Here is a 23,844-nt window from a genome sequence, read left to right as displayed (position 1 = left end):
CGCGAGGCGAACGCTTAGGTCGGTTCATGTGAACACGGACCTATGGAACGCGTCTCCCTCGCGGACCGCGACCCGACCGAGGCCGTCGACGGCGTCGACCTGGCGGTGCTCGCCGGCGGCGACGAGATGAACGTCCAGCACTTCGAGATCGAACCGGGCGCGACGGTGCCGGCCCACAGCCACCCCCACGAGCAGACGGGCTTTCTCGTCGAGGGCACGCTGACGTTCGTGCTCGACGACGGCGAGGAAATCGTCGTCGAACCGGACGACTCCTACGCGATCCCCGGCGGCGAGACCCACGCCGCCGAGAACCGCGGCGACGAGACGGTCCGCGGCGTCGACGTCTTCAGCCCGCCCCGCGAGAACCCCGACTGGCGGGACTGAGCGCCGCCTGCTCGCGGTCCGCAGCGGATCCGTAGCACCACCCGTCACCCCCGAACGAACCCGAACGCGGAGAGTCGTGCTAACCGGTAGCAGGCCGATACAGTTAGGTACGCGCCGAACGTATCGCAAGTATGACTCGTTCACGGGGCACCGACAGCGCGGAGCGCCCCCAGCAGCCGATCCTCGACGACACCGCGGCGGACGACGGGCCGGCGCCGGACGGGGTCGCCGTCGGCGTGGTCGGCCCGGTCGCAGATGGTGTCGCGACCGCCCTCGAACAGCAGGGGTTCGACGTCGTCGCGTACGGCACGCCGCCGACCGACGCAGCCGTCGACTGCCTCGTCGCGGCCCACGACCCGCCGGCGGTCGACGCCCCCGAACTGGCCGCCGATTCGGGCCCCGGCGGGACGCCGGTCCTCCTGTACGACCGCGTTCCGCCGCCGACGGTCGAGCAGTTCGTCAGAGCGGGCGGCACGCACGTCTCACCGGACGCCGACGACGGGGAGCGGCGCGTGCTCGCGGCGACGGTCCTGCGGACGGTCGGGCGGGCGCGGGAACGCAGCCACCTCGAACTGCAGCGCAGGGCGATCGACCAGGCCCCGGTCGGCATCACGATAGCCACCGCCGACGGCGACCAGCCGCTCGTGTACGCCAACGACGGGTTCGAGGCGATGACCGGCTACCGGGTCGAGGAGGTCGTCGGCCGGAACTGCCGGTTCCTCCAGGGCCCCGAAACGGACGAGTCGACCGTCGCGAAGCTCCGGACGGCGATCGACCGCGGCGAGCGCGTCGCGGTGGACCTGCTGAACTACCGGCGTGACGGGACCCCGTTCTGGAACCAGCTCGACATCGCACCGGTCCGGGACGCGAACGGCACGGTCACCCACTTCTTCGGCTTCCAGAAGGAGATCACGGAGCGCAAGGAGCTAGAGGAGGAGCTACGGCGGCGAAACGAGCGGCTCGACCGCTTCGCGGATATCGTCAGCCACGACCTGCGCAACCCGCTGAACGCCGCGGTCGGTAACCTCGACCTGGCCCGTGAGACGGGCGACGAGGGGCACCTCGACGACGCCGAGGCGGCGCTCGACCGGATGGACGCGCTGATAGCCAGTATGCTCACCGTCGCACGGGAGGGAACCGCCGTCGAGGAGCCGGAGCCGGTCGACCTCGGAGAGGTCGCCGAACGGGCGTGGGAGGTCGCGGGCCCGGCTGACGGCGAACTCGTCGTCGAAACCGGGGTCGGAAGCGTCGAGGGCGACCCCGACCGGGTCCGGTCACTGTTCGAGAACCTGTTTCGCAACGTCGCGGACCACGGCGGGGAGAAGCCCGTGGTCCGCGTCGAATCGACGCGGACGGGGTTCGCCGTCGAGGACGATGGTCCGGGGATCCCCCCGGAGGACCGGAAGGCGGTGTTCGAGTGGGGCGTCTCGGACGGCGGCACGGGGATCGGCCTCGCCATCGTCGACGCCGTCGCCGAGGCACACGGCTGGTCGGTTTCGGTCGAGGGCGGGCGCGCGGGCGGAGCGCGGTTCTCGTTCGACACCGGGCCCAACCCCGGCGGGCCGTGAGTCACAGGTTCTTGACCATCTCGACGTGCGGGATGCCCGCCTCCTCGAACTCCTCGCCGACGCGCTCGTAGCCGCGGTTGTCGTAGAACCCGGCTGCGCGGGTCTGGGCGTGCAGGACGATCCGGGCGTAGTCCCGAGCCGCCGCGACGCCCTCGACCTCGCGCATGATCTCCGCCCCGTGGCCCTCGCCGCGGTGGGGCGGGAGCACGGCCACGCGCTCGACCTTGGCGTCGTCGCCGTACTCACGGAGCCGCGCGGCCCCGACCGGGTCGTCGTCGAGGTACGCCACGAAGTGGACCGCGTCGTCCTCGTACTCGTCGACCTCCAGGTCCTTCGGGACGCCCTGCTCCTCGACGAACACCGCGAAGCGCACCGCGAGCGCGTCATCGTACTCGGCGTCGGTCCGGACGACCCGCACGTCGAGCCCGTCGTGGTCCGCGTGGTGGCTCATCGCGTCGCGGTTGGCGACGGTGACAAGAGAACGTTGCGAAGCCCGGCCGGGGTTTCACGGGGGCGTGGGACGTTCCGTCGCACATGGCCGACGCTGGCGACCACTACCGCGCGACCGGCGACGACTACCCGTCCGGCGTCTACCGCGTCGTCGGGACGCTGGACGACGTGACCCTCCTGCGGGTCGCGGACGCCGACGGGCGGCGCGAACACACGGGCGAGATACGACGCGTGCCGCCGTCGGTGCTGGCCGAGGCGTTCGAACCCGCCGAGGATCCGGACACCGGGTTCTCGCCGGTTCGGGCGGTTCGGAACGCGCTGCAGGGGCTGTACTGGCAGTTCCGGCGGTTCCTGTAGGTCGGCGTCGTCCGTGAAAAAGGGACTGAGAGTCCGGGTTACGTCAGGAGAGTTTCTCGATATTCCCGGAAATCGTAGATTTCCGGGCGCACGAAAAGCTGTCTATGACAGCTTTTCGATGTTGTCGACGATCGCCTCGGCGTACTCCGTGGTGCCGAGCTTCTCGCCGCCCTCGATCTGGCGTTCGAGGTCGTAAGTGACCTTGCCCGAGGAGATGGTCTCCTCGACGGCGTCGCGCACGAGGTCCGCGGCGTCGTCCCAGCCGAGATAGTCGAACATCAGGCGGCCCGAGAGGATGAGCGCGCTCGGGTTGGCCTTGTTCTGGCCGGCGCGCTTGGGCGCGGAGCCGTGGACCGGCTCGGCGAGCATGCGGGCCTTGCCGAAGTTGCCGCCCGGCGCGATGCCGAGACCGCCGATCTGCGCGCCGGCGGCGTCCGAGAGGTAGTCGCCGTTGAGGTTCGGCATGGCGAGCACGTCGAACTCGTCGGTGCGGAGCTGCATCCACTGGAGCATCGCGTCGGCGAGGCGCTCCTCGACCATGACGGCGTCCTCCGGGATGTCGATGTCGTCCTGCTCCTCCCACAGCGAGTCGGGCGCGGCAAAGACCTCGTCGTCAGGGTACTCCTCGTCGGCGACCTCCATGCCCCACTCGGAGAACTGCCCCTCGGTGAACTTCATGATGTTCCCCTTGTGGACCAGCGTGACCTTCTCGCGGTCGTGTTCGAGGGCGTAGTCGATGGCGCGGCGGACGAGGCGCTTGCTGCCCTTCTCGGTGATCGGCTTGATGCCGATGCCGACCGGACCGTCGTGGATGGTCTCGTCGAAGCCCATCTCGTCCTCGACGAAGTTCCGGACCTGCTCGACCTCGTCGGTGCCCTGCTCCCACTCGATGCCGGCGTACACGTCCTCGGTGTTCTCCCGGAACGTCACCATGTCCATCTCCTCGGGCGCTTTCATCGGGGAGGGGACGCCGTCGAGGTAGTACGTCGGTCGGACGTTGGCGAAGAGGTCGAGCGTCTGTCGCAGCGCGACGTTGAGCGACCGGAAGCCCGCGCCGACGGGCGTCGTCAGCGGGCCCTTGATCGCGACGCGGTGTTCCTCGATCGCCTCGACGGTCTCGTCGGGCAGGTGCACGTCCTCGTCGTAGCGCTCGCGGGCGCTCTCGCCGGCGTAGACGCGCATCCAGTTGATCTCGCGGCCGGTTGCCTCGGCGGCGGCCTGAAGCACCTTCTGGGCGGCAGGACCGACGTCCTTGCCGATGCCGTCGCCGTGGATGATCGGGATGATCGGGTCCTCGGGGACGGAAATCTCGTCGTTCTCCTCGTCGACGACCTCGATCTGCTGTCCCGAGTCCGGAACTTCGATCTCGTCGTAGCTCATGGTCGTTACTACGGAACGCCGACTGGGACAAAAGGGCTGCCATTTCCCGTTCGGGATTCAGGCGTCCGTAGAGGTCGATTAGCGGGCGTTAAGCGGGTTTCGGTGGTCGCACAACCCAGCGACTACCGGAGCGCGCCGAGCATCGCTCGGAGTTCCCCGGGGAGGTTCGTGACCAGCGCACGGGGGACACGCCGTCGCCCGCCCGAGAGGGCGTCGTCGAGGGCGGTGGCCGCGTTCTCGAAGACGCCTTCGCCGTGGCCGAACAGGATGCGGTCAGGGTCCAGTCCGGCAAACACGTCGGTCGGCGGCGAGAGTCGGGAGAGCGTGGGGAAGCCGAGTCGCTCGTCTCCGACGGTGAACTTCGAATGCGAGGAGCAGTAGTCCGGGACGTACAGCGTTCCGTCGCGGTCGCGGTAGGCGACTGCCTCGTTCCAGGCGTACAGCGGCCGGACGTGGGTCAACTCGAAGCCGGCGACGGAGCCGACCGACTCAACCGGTGCCGAGACGCGCTCGGCGACGCGGTCCAGAAAGCGCGGGACGTGGACCGGAACGTCGTGGCGGGTCGCCACGGCGTCGGCGTCCCGGGCGTGGTAGTCCGAACAGACGACGACGCCGGCCACGTCGCCCAGCGACGCCAGCAGGTCGTCGAGCCCGGGCGCGTCGAGCGGGTCGAACACCCAGACGCCGCCGTCGCCGCGGACGGCGTGGCTCGCCCGGCGGCCGTCCTCCTCGGGATGGGCGAGCCAGCCGACGCCGTCCGCCCACTCGTCTATCACCTGTAGCCCCGTGGGGGACTCGCGGGCGTACATTGGCATGGCCGGGGCGTCGCAGGGCGACGGCAAGAGCGTTTCGGGGACGGCGACGGGGGGAACTAAGGTGGTCGCCGCCGCGTCGGCACCCATGCAGGTCATCGTCCACGGCGGCGCTGGCGCGTCGCCCGACGACCCCGAGGCGCGACAGGCGGTGCTCGACGAGGCGGCCGCGACCGGCGTCGGGGCCGGATCGCCACTGGACGCGGTGACGGCGGCGGTCAGGGTCCTGGAGTCGAACCCGCGGTTCAACGCCGGCGTCGGCGGCGCGGTCCAGTCCGACGGCGCGATCAGGACCGACGCCGGACTGATGACCGACGACCGAGCGGTCGGCGCGGTCGCGTCGCTCCCCGGCGTCGAACACGCCGTCTCGGCCGCCAGAGTGGTGCTGGAGGAGACGCCCCACGTGCTCGTCAGCGGTCAGCAGGGGGTCGACCTCGCCGCCGACTACGGCGTCGAAACCGACTGTGACCTCTGGACTGAGCGCACCCGCGACCGCTGGGCCGAGGTGGACCCGCCGGAAGGCGGGCCGGCCGAGCACCTCGGCTGGCTTCGCGACCGGTTCGGGTCGACGGACGCCGACGGTCGGGACGCCGGCGGCGACGGAACCGACCACGACGCCGACGGACGGGGTCCGTCGAGCCGTGATCCGTCGGATCACGACACCGTCGGCGCGGTCGCACGCGCCGGCGACCGCCTCGCAGCGGCGACCTCGACGGGCGGCCGGTGGCTCGCGCTGGCCGGGCGCGTCGGCGACGTGCCACAGGTCGGCAGCGGCTTCTACTGCGCCCCCGCCGGCGGAGCCAGCGCGACCGGTGCCGGCGAGGACATCGCCCGCGTGACGCTCGCCCGGCGGGCCGTCCGCCGCCTCGAACGCGGCGACGACGCCGCGGCCGCCGCCGACGCCGCCATCGAGACGTTCGGCGAGATCACCGGCTCCGACGCCGGCGTCATCGTGCTTGGCCGCGACGGGAGCGTCGGCTCGGCGTTCAACAGCGACGCGATGCAGACCGCGACCGCGAAAGAATAGTCCGGCGGGCGTTACGCGACGACGACAGCCTCGGTTTCGGTCTCCGTGGCGTTCCCGTCGTCGGCCGTCTCGTTGCCCGCGGTGGTGTCGTCGCCGGTCGCCGTGTCGTCGCCGACCGTCTCGTTGCCCGCGGTGTCGTTCCCGGCGGTCGTCTCGTTGCCCGCCGTCGTGTCGTTGCCGACGGTTTCGTTGTCGGCAGTGTCGTCCGTCGTCGTGTCGTCGGTTTCGTTCAGCCCGTCGGTGGTCTCGTTGTCAGCGGTGTCGGTGTCGTCGTCGGCTCCGTCCATGTCGTCACCGTCGTCCGCGAGTGGCTGCTCCTCGTCCTCCTCGGCCACGAAACTGATCGTACCGAACACCGAATGTTTGCTGGTGTTCACCGACTGCGAGTACTCCCCTTCGGGGAACTCGGCCTCGTCGGTCTCGAAGGTGACGTTCGCCGTCTCACCGGCCGGAACGCCCGCACGTTCCGCCTAGTAGTTGCTCCCGCCGATGCGGTACTGCAGGAACTCGGAGATCCGTTCGTCCGTCGGGTTCAACACGGTGACAGTGACGTTGTAGCTGTCGCCGATCATCACCCCGGTCGGCAGGTCGACCCCCACGATCGCCAGGCTGTCGAAGTCGTCCGATAACGAGAGTTCGACATCCCCGGCGGAGGCCTGCGACACCGTCGCGTTTCCGACGGTCATGTTGCCGACCGTGATCTGCTGTACGTCGGCTTCCTGCGTGCCGTCGGTCTCCATCCCGTCAGTCTCGTTCGTCGTCTCGTCCGTCTCGTTCATCGCGTCGTCGGTCTCGTTGGCGTCGGTGTCGTCGCCGACCGTCTCGTTGTCGGTCGTGGTTTCGTTAGTCGTCGTCTCGTTGTCCTCCTGCGTGCCGGTCTCGTTGGTCGTCGTCTCGTTTTCCTCCTGAGCGACGTTCCAGCCGGCGGTGGTGTCGTTCGCCGTCTCGTTGTCGTCACCGACGGTCGTGTTGTCGTCACCGACGGTCGCGTTGTCGTCGGTTTCGTTCAGGCCGTCGGTCGTCTCGTTGTCACCCGTCTCGTTCAGCTCGTCCGTGGTTTCGTTGTCGTCGGTTTCGTTCAGTCCGTCGGTCGTCTCGTTGTCGTCCGCTCCACCGTCAGCCAGCGTCTCGTCGTCCGTCTCGTTCGTCGCGTCGTCGCCGGTGTCGAGGCCCGGCGCGGAAACCGACTCGACCGTCATCGACTCGACGGTCATGTTCTCGACGGACAGTTCCTCGATGACCAGTTCGCCGATCACCCGGCCGTCCTCCTGGGTTCCGGTCGCAGTGTCGGTCTCGTTGTCCGTGGTGGTGTCAGTTGCGTTGTCGGTTGCGGTGTCGGTCTCGTTGTCTGCTGTCGTGTCCGTCTCGTTGCCGTCCGTCTCGTTCGTTCCGTCCGTCTCGTCCATCTCGTCGGTGTCGTCGTCCTCGGCCTGCCCGAAGATACCGACCTCGTCGTTCTGGATCGACAGCTCCTCGACGACGAGCGTCTCGACCGTGAGCCGCTCGATCGTCATGTCCTGAACCACGAGTCCCGCGCCGTCGTCGGTCTGGGCCGTGTCGTCCGTCCCGTCGGTCTCGTTCAGACCATCGGCGGCGTCGTCATCCGTCTCGTTCATCGCGCCGTCGGTCTCGTTGGTGTCGGCGTCGTCACCGACAGTTTCGTTGTCGGCCGTTTCGTTGTCCTCCTGCATCCCAGTCTCGTTGCCGGTCGTCTCGTTCTCCTCCTGGGCGAAGGCGACCGTCACGTTGTCGTCGTCAGTGGCGTTCTCGTCCGAGACGTTCAGCGTGTCCTCCGTCATCTCGTCATCGTCCGTCTCGTTGTCCGTTTCGTTCGTCTCGTTCGTCGTGGCGTCCGACACCTCGGTCGTCTGGATGTCGTCGCCGAACAGCTCCCGGAGCGTCTCCTGCTCGCCGGTCACGTCTTCGAGGGTGACGTCCTCCAGCGTCAGCTGCTCGAACGTGACGTTCTCGAACGTCGTGTTCGTGAACGCGCGGTCGTTCGTGCGCAGCTGGTCGACGTGCAGTTCCTCGATGGTTGCGTTCTCGATGGTTACGTTGCCGACCTCCAGCTCCTCGACGGTCACGTTCTGGAGCACGACCCCGTCGGTCGATACCGTCTCGTCGGTCGTTTGCGTCCCTGTCGCTATCGCTCCCGCCGGGACGACGGAGAGCAACATCATGGCTGTGAGAAAGACAGCCAGCGTAGCTTGCTTGTTCATGCTGTGGCCTCGGAGCGTAGGATGACACCCTGCATAAACGAGCGGAGCCGTTCCGCTCCGTTCCCGTTCTCCGACGCGTCTTAACCGCGTTTGACCCAGTATACCGTTCGCGGAGGTCGCCGGTAGACGGTGCTTTGTAACCGCGGAACCCCCCGCCTGCAGGGCTGTCCTAACTGGCGACGTACCGCAGGGCGGGCGCAACGGACGTGGCGGACGTTCCTCGATCATTGGTATCGTGAGACACATAGCCAGCCCGTCGTCGCCACCGGCCGACGCGGTGAACACCCTCCGTTCGGGCGTCGAAGCGCTCGCACGCGGCCGGGCAAGCACACGGTGGCCGGTGAGACGCAACCTCTTTTTGCCGGTCCGGCCTACGGACGGACATGGCAGAGACCGACGTGGACCTGGACGCCGAGCAGTACGAGAAACACCGGGAGGCCGGCGAAATACTGGCGCAGGTTCGCGCCGAGGCGGCCGAACGCGTCGAGGTCGGCGCGTCCCACCTCGACGTCGCGGAGTACGCCGAGAACCGCATCCGGGAACTCGGCGGCGAACCCGCCTTCCCCGTCAACATCAGCATCGACGAGGAGGCGGCCCACGCCACGCCGTCCATCGACGACGAGGAGACGTTCGGCGAGGAGATGGTGAACCTCGATATCGGCGTCCACGTCGACGGCTGGCTCGCCGACACCGCGATTACCGTCGACCTGTCGGGCCACGACGAGTTAGCCGAGGCGAGCGAGGAGGCGCTCGACGCCGCACTCGACGTTGTCGAACCCGGGGTCGAGACCGGCGAGGTCGGGGCCGCGATCGAGGACGTGATCGACGGGTACGGGTTCAACCCGGTCGTCAACCTCACCGGCCACGGGCTGGGCCACTGGGAGCAACACACCGCGCCGAACATCCCGAACCGGGCGGTGTCACAGGGAACCACCCTGGAGGTCGGGGACGTGGTCGCGATCGAGCCGTTCGCCACCGACGGGTCGGGGAAGGTCAACGAGGGAGCCGACGAGGAGATATTCGCCCTGGAGCGCGAGGGGTCGATCCGAAACCGGCAGGCGCGTCAGGCTCTGGAGCAGATCACCGAGGAGTTCCGGACGCTCCCCTTCGCCACGCGGTGGCTGGACACCTCGCGGGCGAAGATGGCGCTACGTCGGCTGAAGGCAAACGACATCGTCCACGGCTACCCCGTACTGAAGGAAGACGACGGCGCGTTGGTAAGTCAGAAGGAGCACACGCTGATCGTCACCCCCGACGGGTGTGAGGTCACGACGCGTTAGGCGTTGTTCATCCGCTGGCTGGACCGCTCGCCACAGCGCTGACACTCCGCGACGCGGTACGGTTCGCGTGAGAACTGCGCGTTCTCGTCCTTGAGGCTCTCGGTCCGTATCTGAACGGACACCTCGTGTAGCGTATCCGTCCCACACGAACTACACGGCTCGGTGATCCCGTCGAAGGAGTCGTCAGTCGTGGCCATCAATACACGTTCTACAGTCGGTGGGAGATATAAAAACCCTTCTTCGTTCTGACCGTTTCGACGCGATCGCGACGCAGGGACTAGAACTCGACACGTATCGGTGCTTAGATCGTGTTTTTAGCGTTATAGAGAGCTTAGAGACGTTTGATGCCGGTCTACAATCGGATCCTGTAACCGTATAGCACCCCTTGAGACCGGCCGGAATCCGATTCGAACGCCGGTCGAAGTGAGGGGCCACTGTCATATAAATGCGCTAATATATCCGGGGCCGACCGACAGTATAACTGTCCGGCGTCCGCACCGGTCCCCCATGGACCAGGTGTTCGCGCCGTGGCGGATCGAGTGGGTCGAACGCAAGGGGAAAAACCCCGAGATAGACGACTGCGTGTTCTGCGAACTCCCGGAACTCGGTGACGACGAGGGGAATCTGGTGGTCGCCCGGAGCGACCACGCGTTCGTCCTGCTCAACAACTACCCGTACAACCCGGGCCACGCGATGGTGATCCCCGACCGCCACACCGGGGAGTACGGCGACCTGCCGGACGAAGTGCTGCTCGACCACGCCCGCCTGAAACAGCGGACGTTCGACGCGCTCGACGAGGCGCTCGGCGCGGACGGCTTCAACGCCGGCCTGAACCTCGGCGACGGCGCGGGCGGGTCGGTCGACGACCATCTCCACACCCACGTCGTGCCGCGCTGGGAGGGCGACACCAACTTCATGCCCGTACTGAGCGATACGAAGGTCATTGTGGAGGCGCTGGAAGACACGTACGACCGCCTGCACGACGCGTTCGCGGCACAGGACGGCACGACCGTATCGGAGTCGGGAGCAGTCCGGATCGACGGCGGCTGAACCCCGCGGCGTAGTCGACACGCCCTTAGGGGGGCCGGGCGTACCCCGACGCGATGAACCGCGGCGCGGCGCTCCGGGCGGTCGGGATCGTCGTCCTGCTCGCCAACCTGACGCTCGCCCTCGCGAAGGGCGGCGTGTGGGTCTGGACAGGGAGCCTCGCCGTCGGCTCCGAGGCCGTCAACAGCCTCGCCGACTCCGGGTACAGCGTCGTCGTCCTCGCTGGACTGTACCTGACGACCCGCCCGCCGGACTTCGAGCATCCACACGGCCACGAGCGCATCGAACCGTTCGTCTCGCTGTTTATCGCGCTCGCGATCTTCGCCGTCGGCGGGTTCGTGTTCTACAGCGCCGTCACGGATATTCTCGCCGGCACCGTCGCCGTCACCCACGGCTGGGCCGCGGTGACGGTTCTCGTCGCGACGGCGGTCGTAAAGTACGCCCTCTACCGCTACTGCCTGCGGGTCGGCGAGGAGAACAACTCCCCGGCGGTCCGGGCGGCCGCCCTGGACAACCGCAACGACATCCTCACCGCGGCCGCCGCGCTGGTCGGGGTCGTGGGAGCCGGCGCAGGGGTGCCGGTACTCGACCCCCTGGCCGCAGGCGTCGTCTCGGTGGGCATCGTCTACACCGGCGTCGAGATCGTCCGGGACAACGTCAACTACCTCGTCGGCGCGGCCCCGCCGGAGGACCTCCGCGCTGAGATCGTCGCACGCGCGCTCGACCACCCGGACGTGGAGGGTGTCCACGATGTGATCGCCCACTACGTCGGCCCGGAGATCGACGTGAGTCTCCACGTCGAGGTGGAGGGCGACCGCACCCTCCGCGAGGCCCACGCCATCGAGACGGCCGTCATCGAGTCGATCCGGGAACTGCCACAGGTCGACGACGCCTACGTCCACGTCGACCCGAAGGAACTCGGCGAATGGAAGGAGGACGAGGTCGCCGACGAACTGCTCCGGGAGTTCGGGGGCGGGGAGTGAGCGGCGGACCCGTCAACACCGGGTAGCCGTGACCGTCGCGCGGGTGCCTATGAGCAGTCCTCCTGTGCGATGTCGATCGTCGGATCCTCCAGTAGCGTCACCGTTACGCCGCGGTCCGTACAGTCCGTGTCCGCTACATACCGGTGTCGTGCCGTTTCGCCGGTGTCCAGTGTAACGGTCACTGCGTACACCCGTCCGGTCAGTATCTCGTTTTCGACGATCGAAGCAGCCGGGTCCACGGTGTACGTCTCCGCGAACGCCGTTTCGTCGTCATCCTCGAAGGTGATATCGACGCGGTGGGTGGTCGAGGTGTTGTTGATGAGATCGAGGTCGAGGGCACCGGTATTCGGCGACGAACAGCCGGCACCGGCGGCCGCGACCAGCGTCCCCAGAACGTGCCGACGGGAGAGGCGCATCCCTCACATCGGCTCCGCCAGCGCGTACACGGTGTTGTGGCCCGTCACCTCGACCTCGATGAACTCCCCAACCGCGAAGTCGTAGTCGGAGGCGTTCTGCACGATGATCTGCCGGTACGCGCCGTCGCGGCACTTCACGGAGTCGCCGGTCCCCTCCTCGGCGACGAGCACCTCGCGGGTCGTGCCGACGAGTTCGTCGTACGCCTCGGCGACGACCTCGCGCTTGAGTTCGGACATCGCCTTCGAGCGGTCCTTCTTTGTCTGCCCGCCCAGTCCCTTCATGTCGGCGGCGTCGGTGCCGGGGCGCTTCGAGAAGCGGGTGACGTTGACCTTCTCCGGGCGGACCTCGCGGAACAGGGCCATGCTCTGCTCGTGGTCGTGCTCGGTCTCGGAGGGGAAGCCGACGATGAAGTCAGTCGACAGCGTCCAGTGGTCGAGGTAGCGATCGAACGTCTCGACGACCTCGACGAACTCCGACACCTGGTGCTGGCGGCGCATGTCGCCGAGCACGTCGTTCGACCCGCTCTGGACGGGCGCGTGGATGAAGTTGTACAGCTTCTCGTTGTCGGCGAACACGGCCGCGAGCTCCTCGCGGATGCCGTGGATCCCCTTCGGGTTCGCCATGCCGACGCGGACCCGGAAGTCGCCCTCGATGTCGCAGATCCGGTCCAGCAGGACGTGGAGCTTGCGCTCGCCGTCGTCCCAGCCGTACACGCCGGTGTCCTGCCCGGTGATCCGGATCTCTTTCGCGCCGGCGTGGACCAGCGCGCGGGCCTTCTCGACGTTTGCCTCGACCGGCGGCGAGTCTATCTTGCCGGTCGCCTGCTTGGTGATGCAGTACGAGCAGTCGCTCATACAGCCCCGCGCGATGGGGAGGATGCCGACGACGCCGTCCAGCACCGGCTCGGTCCCGCTCTCCGGGGTGGGACACTCGCCGTTGCGCACCGCGGTCGGCACGTCGTCCCAGTGGAGGACCCGGGCGTCGATGCCGGCCTGCTCGAACTCCTCGCCCTGGGCCAGCGCCATGCAGCCCGTGACGATGAGGTCCGCGGCCTCGTCCTCCAGTTCGCGGGCCCGGCGGAGCATGTTGCGCTCCGTCTTTTCGACGACCGTGCAGGTGTTCATGATGGCGACGTCGGCCGCCTCGACGCCGTCGACCGGTTTGTGGCCCGCGTCCCGGAGCTTCCGCTCTATCTCGCGGCTCTCGCCGCGGTTCGACGTGCAGCCGTACGTCTCGATGTGGTAGCGGGCCATTCGCGTGTCCGTCGTTGCGGCCGCGCGGGCAAAAGCACGACGGATCGGGGAGCGGCGTGGGGCGAGGGAGCGGGGCGAAGTAACCCGGTTCGGCCCGGGCGCACTGTTTCAGCGCGTGAAGCTAGTCGGTGGTATTATTATTCGGCAGAAACATTCTCCGATATCTATGGGACCACATAGAACGACGTGGGCCGCCCTCACGTTCGCCCTCCTCCTGGTCACGAGTTCGGCCGGGGCGATGGCGATGGGCGCAGCCCCCGACGACGGCACGTTGAACAGTACGCAGGAAGGCGACTCCGTCGAACCCGCCGACGAGGTGTACGTCGACGGCGACGGCGACGCGGTCCTCGTCTACCGGAACGAGGCGGACAGCGAGACGGCGAACGGTCACTTCGGGGCCGACCTCTCCGAGGGACTGTTCCACATCTTCATCAACGACACGGTCGACGAGTCGATGGAGAACGACTTCGCCGGCAACGCCTCGTTCGTCCTCGGGCCGGAGTCGATGAACGCCTCCGGCGCGTTCTCGATGGCCCAGCCGGAGTCGGTCGAGGAACTGACGTTCGACGCGTCGGCGACCCAGACCCGCGAGGAGTCCACCGGGTCGATGACGCTCGATGCCACGCTCGTCGACGACTCCACGACTGGCGCGACGACGACGACCGGAAGCGTCTCGACTGAAGGGTCGATGACCTCGACGGCATCGATGTTCAGGACGCAGGGCACCGTGTCGGTGACCCCCGACAGCGACCAGGCGATCCCGAGCAGTACCCGGATGAGCCAGGCGTTCACGCTGTCCGAGACTGACGACGGCTACACCCTCACCGCGGCACAGGAGTACACCGTCGGGACGTACAGCGAGGCGTCCTGGAACACCCGTGAGAACGCGACGCGCACCCTCGAAGCGCAGTTCAACGCCGTCGCCTACCAGCTCGACGGGAACGCCGACGTGAACGTCGAGGCGTACTCGTACGACGAGGCCGAGAACCGCCTCGACATCGAGTACACCGTCGAGTTCACCGGCGTCGACGAGGCCGTCTCCCAGCAGCTCGCGACCTCGCTTTCGGAGTCCCGGGAGCTGGACCTCTCCGAGAGCGAAGCCAGCGACCTCGCCGACCGCATCCAGTCCGTCGAGCTGACCGAGCTGTCCGGCTCGGTCGACGTGCAGGCCGACGGCGCGACCGCGAACTGGAACGTCCGGATCGACAACTACGACGAGGCCGCCACCGCGACGCTCGACATCCTCGAAGCCTCCGAGATGGACACCGAAGGGATGGACATCGACACGGCCCGCAGCCGGCTGGAGGCCCAGCAGGCCGCCGAACTCGAACAGACGGTCACCTGGGAGGGCGAAGTCGACATCCCCGACCCGGAGACGGTGACGATGCAGTTCAGCATGGACAGTTCGACCGAGAACTGGGCGGCGTACGTGAGCGAACTCGAAGAGCGGGGCGTCGAGTGGAGCGGTGACACCACCTTCGAGGCCCACGCCGAGACCCAAAACGGCGAGCTGGTCGCCAGCGGCTCGGCGACGTTCAGCCAGGAGGGCCTGATCGACAACGCCATCGACAGCGCGCTCCAGAACACCGAGTCGTCGACCGGACCCAACGAGCAGGCGCGGTCGTTCCTCCGCTCGTTCCAGCAGTCGGAGTTCGAGACGGCCCGGATGGACGCAAGCGTCGGTGACGGCGAGGTCACGTTCGAAGCGGGCGCGAGCTTCGAGAACGTCTCCGCGTTCCGCGACGTGATGGCCGAGCAGTACGGCGACGACGTCGCCATCGCCAGCGCCGTGGGGCAGTACGAGGGCGACGAGACCGTCACGTACGTCCGGATGCCCGGCGCGGTCGGCTCCGACGCCAGCGAGTCCGACGTGCGCGAACTCTCGATGGTCGGCGACGACACCGAGGTCAACATGCCGGACGACTGGAGCCCCGACGAGAAGAGCTTCCCCGAGATGGACACCGAGGAGGCGCGTAACTACCTCGGCATCCAGACCGACGACGGCGGTGAGGACGGCGACGACGGCGACGAGTCGTCCTCCTCGCTGCCCGGCTTCGGCCCGGTCGTCGCGCTGGTCGCGCTCGCCGCGGTGGCGCTTGTCGCCCGGCGTCGCGCCGCGTAACGACCCCGACTACTTCTCGAAGCTTTCGACGATCGCGACGCCGCTCGACGCGCCGATGCGCTCGGCCCCGGCGTCGAACATCGCTTTCGCCCGTTCGTAGTTCCCGACGCCGCCGCTGGCTTTCACCGGGAGGTACTCGCTCATGACCTCGACGTCCGCGACCCGCGCGCCGCCGTCGGCGAAGCCGGTTGAGGTCTTCACGAAGTCGGCGTCGGCGTCGACGGCCGCCTCGCACGCCCGCCGGAGTTCGGATTCGTCCAGCAGCGTCGCCTCGACGATCACCTTCACGGGGATGGGGACGGCGGCGACGACGGCCGCCAGTTCCTCGCGGACGGCGTCGTCCTCGCCCGCCCGCAGGCGGCCGACGTTCAGCACCACGTCGACCTCGTCGGCACCCTCGTCCCAGACGGTTTCCGCCTCCGCGGCCTTGACGCCGGGGGCGTGCTGGCCGTGGGGGAAGCCGACGACCGTGGCGAGGGTCACGTCGGGAGCGTACTCGGCCGCCTCGGCGACGTAGCAGGGCGGGATACAGGCGTTCATCCCGTACTCCGCGGCCTCGTCGAGCACGCGCCGTACGTCGGCGGGCGTCGTTTCGGGACCCAGAACAGTGTGGTCGATGCGTTCCGCGAGCGTCTGGCGGTCCATACCCGGCCCTTTCGCGCTCGGATAATAAGTCCCGTGACAGGGCCGTGACCGTTCCTGTCGTGTTGTATTCAACTCGTCTATCGGAAGATTTTCATCGTTGCCGGGCGGCCGGATCGATATGGTCTTGCCGGAAGGGTTCACGCTGCCGTCGCTGCCGTATCTCGTGGGGCTGGGGATCGGACTCGCCGCGACGGTCGCGTTGCTCTGGGCGATCGACCCGCCCGTCAGCGACTGGACGGTCGTCGCGTTCGCGCCGTGGATGGCCACCGGCGCCGTGTTACACGTCCTCTACCAGCAGGGTGCGTTCCCGTCGATACTCGAACCGCTGTTCAGCACGGGCGCGGTGTACGTCACGACCGCCATCGTCGCCGGACTCGTCTGGATCGTCGCCACGCTACTCACGGCCATGCGCCGGAACGCATCGACGGCGCGGCAGGTCGGGACGATCGGCACCGGGGTCGCTATCACCTTCACCATGTTCTCGCTGTATCTGGGTGCACAGGGTGGCTCGCTGAACCCGTTCTGGCCGGTCGTGGGCGCGGTCGTGGCCGGCGTGGTCGCCGCCCTCGCTTGGGTGTTCCTGAGTTTCACCGTCACCGAGGCGGCCGCCGTCACCGGCAAGAGCGGCGCGCTGGTCGTGTTCGCACACTCGCTCGACGGCGTCTCGACCGCCATCGGCGTCGACGTGCTGGGGGCCGGCGAGCGGACGCCGACCTCGCAGGCGGTGCTGGACCTTGCGGGACGGCTCCCGGTCGCCGACACCATCGGCGTCGGCTGGCTGTTCGTCGTCGTCAAGGTCGCGCTCGCGCTGCTCGTGGTCTGGCTGTTCGAGGAGTACGTCCGGGACGCCCCGCGACAGGGGCGAGTGCTGCTCGGTCTGGTCGCCGCGGTCGGGCTCGGTCCCGGCGTCCACAACCTCCTGCTGTTCGCCGTCAGCGGCTGAGCGCCGGGATCGTGTCCATTTTCGGATAGTTGTCCGACAAATACTGTCGGTTATTTTATGACTGTCTGACGAAACTATTTATTCGGGGACGTGTCACCAGTAGCCGAGGGACGCCCGAAAGGGGGGATACACAATGAGTGGGGAACTATCCGATGCGCGACCCGACAGCACAGGCTTCAAGCGCGGCGACGCTGCCCATCGCTGCCGGGCGGACGACGGCGAACCGCCGAGCGTGGCCGTCGCGCGAGCGATCGCGGCGGTTCGGAACGAGCCGCCGACGGCGACGACGACGCGGCTGTACGACCACGTCGACCCGGACGCGCTTGACGCGCTGTTCGACGGGTGGGAGACACCCGGCAGCGTGACGACAGTCCGGCTACAGGTAGACGGGTACACCGTCGAGGTCCGGGGGTGCGGCGAGATAACCGTCCGCGAGTGACCACCGCAGGGAAGCACACGCTTTTTCTCGGCGTCGCGCGAACGCCGTGATATGGCCAAACAGCCGCATCTGCTCGTCGAGGAGGGCGACCTGACCGACATCGCGCTCGTGCCGGGCGACCCCGGCCGCGTGGACCGGATCGCGAACCTCTGTGACGACCACACCGTCGTCGCCGAGAACCGCGAGTACAAGGTCGTCAACGCCGAGTACGACGGCCGGGAACTGACCATCTGCTCGACCGGGATCGGTAGTCCCTCCGCCACGATCGCCGCCGAGGAACTGCACGCGGTCGGCGTCGAGACGCTGATCCGCGTCGGGACGACCGGCGCGCTCCAGGCGGGCATCGAGATCGGCGACATGGTCGTCGCTACCGGCGCGGCGAAAGACGAGGGGACGACGAAGCGCTACGAGCGCGTCTCGCTCCCCGCCGTCCCCGACTACGACGTACTGACGGCGCTCGTGGATAGCGCCGAGGAGAACGACGAGGACGTCCACGTCGGGGCGGTCGCGACCGACGACGCGTTCTACGCCGAGACCGACGAGTACGTCGAGGCCTGGGAGGACGCCGGCGTGCTCGCTGTCGAGATGGAGGCCGCCGCGCTGTTTACCCTCGCCCGGCGCAAGGGGATGCGGGCCGGCGCGATCTGTACCGTGGACGGCAATCTCGTGGAGGGGACACAGAAGGGCGCGACCGACGACGACGAACTCCCCGAGAAGGCCAAGAACAACGTCGAGCGCGCCATCCAGATCACGCTGGACGCGACGACCGAACTGTAGGCGGTCGCGGTCGCCGTCCCGCGGCCCCCAGCGGAACAAATATCCTGCCGTCGACCGACCGTTCGAGCATGCGCGACGCGCTCCGGAGCCGCTGGCGGTCCCTCGTGCGACGGCTTCGACGCGTCGAGCGCCGGGAGATCCGGGCCGTACACCGCTGGCTCGAACACACCGAGAACCTCGTGCGCGTCTCCGCGGTCGTCGCGGTACCGCTGCTCATCGCGCTCGTCACGGCCCTGTCGAACGCGGTGCCGACGCTGTCGTACCTGCTCTTCCCGCCGCTCGCCTCGGGGTCGTACACGCTGTTCTCGGACCCGGAGGGACAGTACGCGTCGCCCCGCAGGTTCGTCCTCGGCCTGACGGCCGGTGCCGCAAGCGGCTGGCTGGCACTCGAGATCTCGACCCTCGCGCTTGCCGACCCCGGCGGCCGGTTTCAGGCCAGCGCCGCCGGGGCCGCGCTGGCGGTGTTTCTCACCGGACTCGTCACGTGGTCGCTCGACGCCGAGGAGCCCTCCGCCTACGCCTGCGGCCTGCTCGTGTTGCTCATCGACGCGTCGCCGGGGGCGTACGTCGTCAGCGTCGCGGCGTCGTCGTCGCTCGTCGCGCTGGCCTTCGTCGTCTGGCGGCACGAGTTCTACGAGAACCGCGCGAAGTACCTCTACCGCTCGACGAAGGGCGACGACCACGTGCTGGTCCCGGTCCGCGGGGGGAACGTCGGCGCGACGACCGCCCTCGGCGCGCGACTGGCCGCCGCCCACGAGGCGGGGAAGGTAGTGTTGCTCGGACTCGCGGACGGCGAGGACGACCCCGACGACGTGGCGGCCGACCTCGAATCCCGCGCCGAGACCGTCCGGACGCGAGTCGGCGTCCCCTGTCAGGTCGCCGTCGTCTCGACGGAGTCGCCCGCCGTGGCGACGCTCCGGGCCGCACGGGAGGAGAACTGCGACCTGATCGTCGCCCCCTACGAGCAGCGCCACGGACATCTCTCGTCGTACGTCCGGACGCTGTTCCGCGGCGACATGGACGTGGTCGCCGCCCGCCTCCCCGACGAGGACCGTCGCTGGCAGCGGGTTCTCGTCCCGATCCGGTCGGCCGGTGAGGCAGCCCACGTGAAGGTCGACTTCGCCTGCCGGCTGGCGGGGCCGACGGGTCGCGTCACCGTCGCGACGTGTATCGACGACGAGCGCAACCGGCGGTCCGCCGAGGAGACGCTCGCCGACGTGGTCGAGACGTTCGACGGGTCGTTCGAGACGCGGGTCGTCAACGACGCCGTCGAGTCGTTCATCGCGCGGGACGCCCCGAAGTTCGACCTGACGCTCATCGGGGCGAGCACTGACCGGAGCGCCGCCTCGCGGTTCGTCTCGCCGCCCACGTTCGAACGGATCGACGAGGTCGACGCCGCCGTCGGTGTCGTGCACCTAGCATGACCGTCCCGTTCACGGGTCGTCGGGCCACGGCCGACCACCGCGCCGGTCGCACGCGTGTGACGGTTACGCCTCGCTTCCCGTCACTTCGTACGTCTGAATGAGGCTCTCCTCGTCGCCACGAACGGCGATCACCAGCACGCGTCCGCCGTCGAGGTCGGTCAGCGTGACGCTGCCACCGGCCTCGTCGAGCCGTTTCGTCCGCTCGGTGGTTTCGACTCGGATGTGGTCGGCATTGAGCGACTCCAGCGTGACGGTCACGTCCGTCGGGAGCGTCTCCTCGTGTTGCTCGATGGTGAGGGCTGCTGCCGGGGCCGACCGGTCGTACGTGTCAGTAGCGTCTACCGTTGTGTCGGGGGACGCCGCCGTCGTGTCGGCGGAAGCCGTCCCGGTTGCTGTGTCGGTCGCGGCCACGTTCGTCGCCGTCCCGTCGTCCGTCGTCGCCGCGTCGGTAGAGTTGTTCGTCGCCCCCAGTTCCCCGAGGCAGCCACCGACCAGCGCTAGTGAGCAGCCGGCCAGCCCAGAGATGAAATCCCGTCGTTTTTTTTTCATTGATAGAAGGAAATATAGTGAAGTAAAAATTGCTTTCGGAGTCGGGTCGGCCGGCAACGCAAAGTCGGTCGGCGAGGGACACGTACTGCCTCACGTCTCCTCGATCAGTCGATTCGCTATCGCCTCGGTGTCGTCCTCGCCGAGCGCGGACTGCATGAGCAGGTGGCCGCCGATGGAGGCGGGGCTTATTACCACGTCCGCGCCCGCCCGGCGGAGCTTCTCGACGTTCTCGCGGTCGGTTGCGGCGGCGACGATCCGGGCGTCGGGCCGCAGTTCCCGGGCGCTCAGGATGCTGAGGGCGTCCTCGGCGTCGTTGTTGGTCGCGGCGACGACGGCGCGGGCGTCGCCGAGCTGTGCGCGTTCGAGCGTCTCGTCGTCGCTCGGGTCGCCCTGGATCACGAGGAAGCCGCGTTCGCGGAGCGTCTCCACCTGCTCCGGGTTCGGCGCGACGACGACGAACTCGACGTCGCCGTCGGAGAGTTCGGTCAGGAGCGGTTCCGTCAGGTCGCCGTAGCCGAGGACCAGCACGTGGTTCTCGACGAGTTCGAGCTCTGAGTCTGTCATCTTTCCGAGTGCCTTGGTGAGGCGGGCTTCGATGGCGGGGCCGAGCAGCGCGCCCAGGGCGATGGCGAAACTCGCCGTGCCGAGCACGACGACGGAAACGGAGAACAGCTTCGCCTGCTGCGAGGTCGCGGTCACGTCGCCGTAGCCGACGGTGCTGGCCGTGACGATGGTGTAGTAGAACGCGTCGAGCGCCGTCGAGACGCCGTCGAACTCCTCGCGGAGCGCGTACGCGCCGACGGTGCCGTACACCAGCACGCCCGAGAGCGCGATCCCGGAGGCCAGTTGCGGCGTCGTCAGCGACACCTCGCGGTCGAATCGCCGGTAGTTGAGGAGGACGGCCGGCAGCGCCGCCAGCGAGAGGACGATCAGCGGGAAGGAGAGTTCGCTGGACTGGGCGAACCCCTGTCCGGCGGTCACCGGGAGCAAGACCACGGTGGTGTACCAGGCGGCCCGGAGGCCGCGGCGCAACCCCAGCGCGCTCGCCAGCATCAGGAAACCGGTCAGCGCGCCGGTGAAGCCGGCGAGCCGCTGAATCTCCGGCGGGATCCGGTCGGCGAAGGGGCCGAACACCACCGTCGTGTCGGTGATGTTGGCGATCCCGGTGACGACCGACAGGACGGCGACCGCAAGCACCAGCCACACCGTCGCTCGCACCCCGAACCGTTCCCTGAGGGTGGCCATACAGTCGTCCCTCACGGCGTCCGGAAAAAAGCCCGTCGGTGTCGGAACCCCACTGCGGTCCCGCGGAGGGCAACTGTCTTACCGGTCGCCTGCCATACCGGTTCCATGGCATCCCTCCCCGTCGAGGCGCTGCTCGGGATCTATCTGGGCCTGCTCACCGGCATCTTCCCGGCGCTGGTCTCCGGCGCGCTCGGGTTCGTGTTCAAGTACTTCACCGGCGTGACGCTTCCGGGACTCGGCGTCGTCGTCCTCGCGGTCGCGGTCGCCGGCGTCAACGGCGGCCTGCTCGGGCTGATCGACCCGACGATACAGGGGTCCCCGCGGCTGATCGTCGCGGTTACGATCGTGATGATGCTGTCGCTGTACGCCCACAGCCAGGGCGACAAGCTCGGCGCGACGCTCCCCAAGCGGTTCTCGCTGCGCTCGATCGGCCGCACGACGCTCTCGATGGACGTGGTCGAGTTCGTCGGCGGCATGGGGCAGGTGACGGTCACGGCCGCCGGGAGCGTCGGCGACATCGAGGGCTACCCGCCGCTGCCGGAGGACGTGCGAGCGACGATCCGGGACGGCTCGTGGCGCTTCCCCGCCGACCTGCCGCTGCCGGAGATCGAGCGCCGGCTGGCCGAACGCATCCGGTCGGAGCACGACCTGGCGGACGCGACCGCGTCGATCGACTCCCGGGGGCGCGCGACGATCAGCGCCGCGCCGTCCTCGGGCGGACTGTCGCGCCGGGTCCCGGCCGGCCAGCGCGCCGTCTCGATCGCCGCGCTCGTCCCGACCGGGATCGCCCGCGGCGACCGGGTTCGTATCGTGACCGACGGGGAGCGCGTCGAGGGGACGGTCGTCAGCGCGAAGTCGGATCCCGAAGGGACCGGGCCGGCAGCCCAGCCCGCCCGTCGCGACGGGGACGTTGCGACCGACGGCGGCACCGACGACGAGACGGAGGAACGGGACGCCGAACCGGCCGCGCCGACGACGACCGGCGGCGAGGGCCGGGTGACCGTCGCCGTGCCGAAGGGGAAAGCTCCCACGCTCCTGCGGGCCGACCGGGGCCGCGTGGTCGTCCTCGCACGGGGGGTCCGCCGGGAGTACGAACTCGTCTCCCTGCTGCGCCGGGCCGGCAAGCGGATCCGCCGGCTGACCGTCGCGTCCGGGAGCGACCTCGACGGGCGGACGCTGGGCGAGGCGAACGTCCGGGCGACCGACGGCGTGGCCGTGCTCGCGGTCAAGCGCGACGGCGACGGTCGGTCCGGCCCCGCGGCCGACGGCTGGACGTTCTCGCCGGACGGCACCTCACCGCTGTCGCCCGGCGACGAGCTGTTCGTCGCGGGGACGACCGACGGTTTCGACCGGTTCAGGGGGGCCGGCCAGTGATCGGACAGGTCGGGCCGGCCGTCGCGGCCGGGACGCGGATCCTCGTGTTCGCGGCGATCGCCGGGGCCGTCGCGGCGATGGTCGCGTTCGCCTACCGCTGGTACGGACGGGAAGCGGTGCCCGACGGGATCGCGATCCTGCTCGGCCTCTCCGTGATCGGCGCGTGGCTCAACACGGACGCCGCGCTCCGGGACGCGATCGTCGGCCAGTCCGACCTGCTCGACCCGACGGCCGCCGCGTTCACCGTCCTCGCGTTTCTCGTCGGCGGGATCGCCTCCGACGTCGGGCGGCGGCTCGGCGACCGGCTGGCGACCGATTCGCTGTCGGTCACCGGCACGCGCGACGTTGACCGGGAGGTGAGCCAGCTGGTGCGAGCGGCGGGCCGGGTCGTCCGCGTGGAACTCCCCGAGACTGTCGAGGACATCGACGGGTACGACCCGGTGTCGGCCGAGACGAAGGAGGAGGTCGCCGGGACGGTCTTTCTGTTCCCCCGCCGGCTCACCGTCGCCGAGCTGGAGGACCGGATCCGGGCGCGGCTCCGCGACGACTACGGCGTCGGCCACGTCGACCTCGCGGTCGCGGCGGACGGGACCGTCGAGTACCTCGCGCTCGGCAGCCGGGCGGCGGGGCTCGGGCCGACGCTCGCGCCCGGCAGCGCCGCCGTCGCCGTCCGCGCCGACCCGGCGTTCTCGGCCTCGCCCGGCGACCTCGTGCAGGTGTGGCGCGACGGCGCGGAGCCGGAGCGCGTGACGACGGCCGAACTGCGCGCCGCCGTCGGCGACGTGGCGACGCTCGCGCTGGACGAGGCGGAGGCCCGGGCGATCGACCCGGACGCGAGCTACCGGCTCGTGACGCTCCCGGCGGAGCGGTCGGCCGACCGCGAGTTCGCGTCGCTGCTGCGCGCCGCCCCCGAGACGATGGGGGCTGCTACGCTCGCCGACGGGAGTCCGCTGGTCGGCCAGCCCGTCGGGGCGCTCTCGGTGACGGTGGCGGCCGTGACGGGGACGAACAGCCGTGTCGAGGCACTGCCGGCCCGCGACCGGGTGCTCGCCGTGGGCGACACGGTGTACGCCGTCGCTCGCCCCGCGAACCTCCGCGCGTTCGAGGCCGCCGCCGGACCGCCGGAGGCGGAACTTACTTCCTGACGCG

At 69.0% G+C, this 23,844-nt stretch carries 25 protein-coding genes; 14 read left to right on the top strand and 11 right to left on the bottom strand.

Features of this window, described 5'->3' with window-relative positions:
• The first annotated feature begins 42 nt into the window (after window positions 1–42).
• Together D8896_RS02500 and D8896_RS02495 are read left to right on the top strand one after the other, a co-directional pair.
• Window positions 43–384, top strand: a complete 342-nt coding sequence (locus D8896_RS02500) for a cupin domain-containing protein (RefSeq protein ID WP_121820487.1) — start codon at window positions 43–45, stop codon at window positions 382–384.
• Between the two features lie 131 nt (window positions 385–515).
• A complete protein-coding gene (locus tag D8896_RS02495) occupies window positions 516–1,952 on the top strand; it encodes a PAS domain-containing protein (protein ID WP_121820486.1) in 1,437 nt (478 codons plus the stop codon).
• Window position 1,953: 1 nt separating this feature from the next.
• Here the strand turns inward: D8896_RS02495 and D8896_RS02490 are convergent, their stop codons facing one another.
• The gene (locus D8896_RS02490) at window positions 1,954–2,403 is read right to left on the bottom strand and encodes a GNAT family N-acetyltransferase (RefSeq protein WP_121820485.1); all 450 of its coding nucleotides are present in this window, start codon (window positions 2,401–2,403) and stop codon (window positions 1,954–1,956) included.
• 83 nt (window positions 2,404–2,486) lie between these two features.
• Here D8896_RS02490 and D8896_RS02485 point away from each other — a divergent pair, with 83 nt between their 5' ends.
• Entirely contained in the window at window positions 2,487–2,759 is a 273-nt protein-coding gene (locus tag D8896_RS02485) for a hypothetical protein (RefSeq protein ID WP_121820484.1), read from the top strand.
• A 102-nt stretch (window positions 2,760–2,861) separates the two neighbouring features.
• Here the strand turns inward: D8896_RS02485 and icd are convergent, their stop codons facing one another.
• Window positions 2,862–4,139: an isocitrate dehydrogenase (NADP(+)) gene (gene icd / locus D8896_RS02480; RefSeq protein ID WP_121820483.1), complete on the bottom strand. Its 1,278-nt coding sequence runs from the start codon at window positions 4,137–4,139 to the stop codon at window positions 2,862–2,864.
• Between the two features lie 122 nt (window positions 4,140–4,261).
• Window positions 4,262–4,954: a hypothetical protein gene (locus D8896_RS02475; RefSeq protein ID WP_121820689.1), complete on the bottom strand. Its 693-nt coding sequence runs from the start codon at window positions 4,952–4,954 to the stop codon at window positions 4,262–4,264.
• An 85-nt stretch (window positions 4,955–5,039) separates the two neighbouring features.
• Here D8896_RS02475 and D8896_RS02470 point away from each other — a divergent pair, with 85 nt between their 5' ends.
• Complete coding sequence (locus D8896_RS02470; RefSeq protein ID WP_121820688.1) at window positions 5,040–5,978, top strand: isoaspartyl peptidase/L-asparaginase; 939 nt, start codon at window positions 5,040–5,042, stop codon at window positions 5,976–5,978.
• 11 nt (window positions 5,979–5,989) lie between these two features.
• Here the strand turns inward: D8896_RS02470 and D8896_RS02465 are convergent, their stop codons facing one another.
• A complete protein-coding gene (locus D8896_RS02465; RefSeq protein WP_121820482.1) occupies window positions 5,990–6,355 on the bottom strand; it encodes a hypothetical protein in 366 nt (121 codons plus the stop codon).
• 93 nt (window positions 6,356–6,448) lie between these two features.
• Window positions 6,449–8,197: a midas domain-containing protein gene (locus D8896_RS02460; protein WP_162991397.1), complete on the bottom strand. Its 1,749-nt coding sequence runs from the start codon at window positions 8,195–8,197 to the stop codon at window positions 6,449–6,451.
• 383 nt (window positions 8,198–8,580) lie between these two features.
• On the opposite strand from D8896_RS02460, the gene map reads away from it, so the two are divergent.
• Entirely contained in the window at window positions 8,581–9,477 is an 897-nt protein-coding gene (gene map / locus D8896_RS02455) for a type II methionyl aminopeptidase (protein WP_121820480.1), read from the top strand.
• Here the strand turns inward: map and D8896_RS02450 are convergent.
• The gene (locus D8896_RS02450; RefSeq protein WP_121820479.1) at window positions 9,474–9,674 is read right to left on the bottom strand and encodes a DUF7835 family putative zinc beta-ribbon protein; all 201 of its coding nucleotides are present in this window, start codon (window positions 9,672–9,674) and stop codon (window positions 9,474–9,476) included. The genes map and D8896_RS02450 overlap by 4 nt on opposite strands.
• A gap of 310 nt (window positions 9,675–9,984) precedes the next feature.
• Here D8896_RS02450 and D8896_RS02445 point away from each other — a divergent pair, with 310 nt between their 5' ends.
• The gene (locus D8896_RS02445; RefSeq protein WP_121820478.1) at window positions 9,985–10,527 is read left to right on the top strand and encodes an HIT family protein; all 543 of its coding nucleotides are present in this window, start codon (window positions 9,985–9,987) and stop codon (window positions 10,525–10,527) included.
• Between the two features lie 53 nt (window positions 10,528–10,580).
• Complete coding sequence (locus tag D8896_RS02440) at window positions 10,581–11,507, top strand: cation diffusion facilitator family transporter (RefSeq protein WP_121820477.1); 927 nt, start codon at window positions 10,581–10,583, stop codon at window positions 11,505–11,507.
• 47 nt (window positions 11,508–11,554) lie between these two features.
• Here the strand turns inward: D8896_RS02440 and D8896_RS02435 are convergent, their stop codons facing one another.
• Both D8896_RS02435 and D8896_RS02430 read right to left on the bottom strand, forming a co-directional pair.
• Window positions 11,555–11,923, bottom strand: coding sequence for a hypothetical protein (locus tag D8896_RS02435; protein ID WP_121820476.1), 369 nt, complete (start codon window positions 11,921–11,923; stop codon window positions 11,555–11,557).
• Window positions 11,924–11,926: 3 nt separating this feature from the next.
• Window positions 11,927–13,177 (bottom strand): tRNA (N(6)-L-threonylcarbamoyladenosine(37)-C(2))-methylthiotransferase, encoded by a 1,251-nt coding sequence (locus D8896_RS02430; RefSeq protein ID WP_121820475.1) that lies wholly within the window; start codon window positions 13,175–13,177, stop codon window positions 11,927–11,929.
• Between the two features lie 166 nt (window positions 13,178–13,343).
• Between D8896_RS02430 and D8896_RS02425 the strand changes: the two genes are divergently transcribed.
• Complete coding sequence (locus D8896_RS02425; RefSeq protein ID WP_121820474.1) at window positions 13,344–15,299, top strand: PGF-CTERM sorting domain-containing protein; 1,956 nt, start codon at window positions 13,344–13,346, stop codon at window positions 15,297–15,299.
• A gap of 9 nt (window positions 15,300–15,308) precedes the next feature.
• On the opposite strand, the gene deoC is transcribed toward D8896_RS02425, so the two are convergent.
• A complete protein-coding gene (gene deoC / locus D8896_RS02420) occupies window positions 15,309–15,944 on the bottom strand; it encodes a deoxyribose-phosphate aldolase (protein WP_121820473.1) in 636 nt (211 codons plus the stop codon).
• A 118-nt stretch (window positions 15,945–16,062) separates the two neighbouring features.
• Here deoC and D8896_RS02415 point away from each other — a divergent pair, with 118 nt between their 5' ends.
• From D8896_RS02415 to D8896_RS02400, 4 genes are all read left to right on the top strand, one after another.
• Window positions 16,063–16,887, top strand: coding sequence for a DUF63 family protein (locus D8896_RS02415; protein ID WP_121820472.1), 825 nt, complete (start codon window positions 16,063–16,065; stop codon window positions 16,885–16,887).
• 133 nt (window positions 16,888–17,020) lie between these two features.
• The gene (locus D8896_RS02410) at window positions 17,021–17,326 is read left to right on the top strand and encodes a HalOD1 output domain-containing protein (RefSeq protein ID WP_121820471.1); all 306 of its coding nucleotides are present in this window, start codon (window positions 17,021–17,023) and stop codon (window positions 17,324–17,326) included.
• Window positions 17,327–17,377: 51 nt separating this feature from the next.
• Window positions 17,378–18,103, top strand: a complete 726-nt coding sequence (locus D8896_RS02405; protein WP_121820470.1) for a nucleoside phosphorylase — start codon at window positions 17,378–17,380, stop codon at window positions 18,101–18,103.
• Between the two features lie 68 nt (window positions 18,104–18,171).
• Entirely contained in the window at window positions 18,172–19,527 is a 1,356-nt protein-coding gene (locus tag D8896_RS02400) for an HPP family protein (protein ID WP_121820469.1), read from the top strand.
• Between the two features lie 63 nt (window positions 19,528–19,590).
• Here the strand turns inward: D8896_RS02400 and D8896_RS02395 are convergent, their stop codons facing one another.
• Together D8896_RS02395 and D8896_RS02390 are read right to left on the bottom strand one after the other, a co-directional pair.
• Window positions 19,591–20,076, bottom strand: a complete 486-nt coding sequence (locus D8896_RS02395; protein ID WP_121820468.1) for a hypothetical protein — start codon at window positions 20,074–20,076, stop codon at window positions 19,591–19,593.
• A 90-nt stretch (window positions 20,077–20,166) separates the two neighbouring features.
• A complete protein-coding gene (locus tag D8896_RS02390) occupies window positions 20,167–21,321 on the bottom strand; it encodes an NAD-binding protein (protein ID WP_121820467.1) in 1,155 nt (384 codons plus the stop codon).
• Between the two features lie 105 nt (window positions 21,322–21,426).
• On the opposite strand from D8896_RS02390, the gene D8896_RS02385 reads away from it, so the two are divergent.
• A complete protein-coding gene (locus tag D8896_RS02385) occupies window positions 21,427–22,695 on the top strand; it encodes a potassium channel family protein (protein ID WP_121820466.1) in 1,269 nt (422 codons plus the stop codon).
• The gene (locus tag D8896_RS02380) at window positions 22,692–23,840 is read left to right on the top strand and encodes a TrkA C-terminal domain-containing protein (RefSeq protein ID WP_121820465.1); all 1,149 of its coding nucleotides are present in this window, start codon (window positions 22,692–22,694) and stop codon (window positions 23,838–23,840) included. Before D8896_RS02385 ends, D8896_RS02380 begins: the two co-directional genes overlap by 4 nt.
• The last annotated feature ends 4 nt before the right edge of the window (window positions 23,841–23,844 follow it).

It is taken from the genome of Halostella salina, assembly GCF_003675855.1.
GTDB lineage: Archaea > Halobacteriota > Halobacteria > Halobacteriales > Natronoarchaeaceae > Halostella > Halostella salina.
This window is presented reverse-complemented; position numbering and strand designations above follow the sequence as displayed.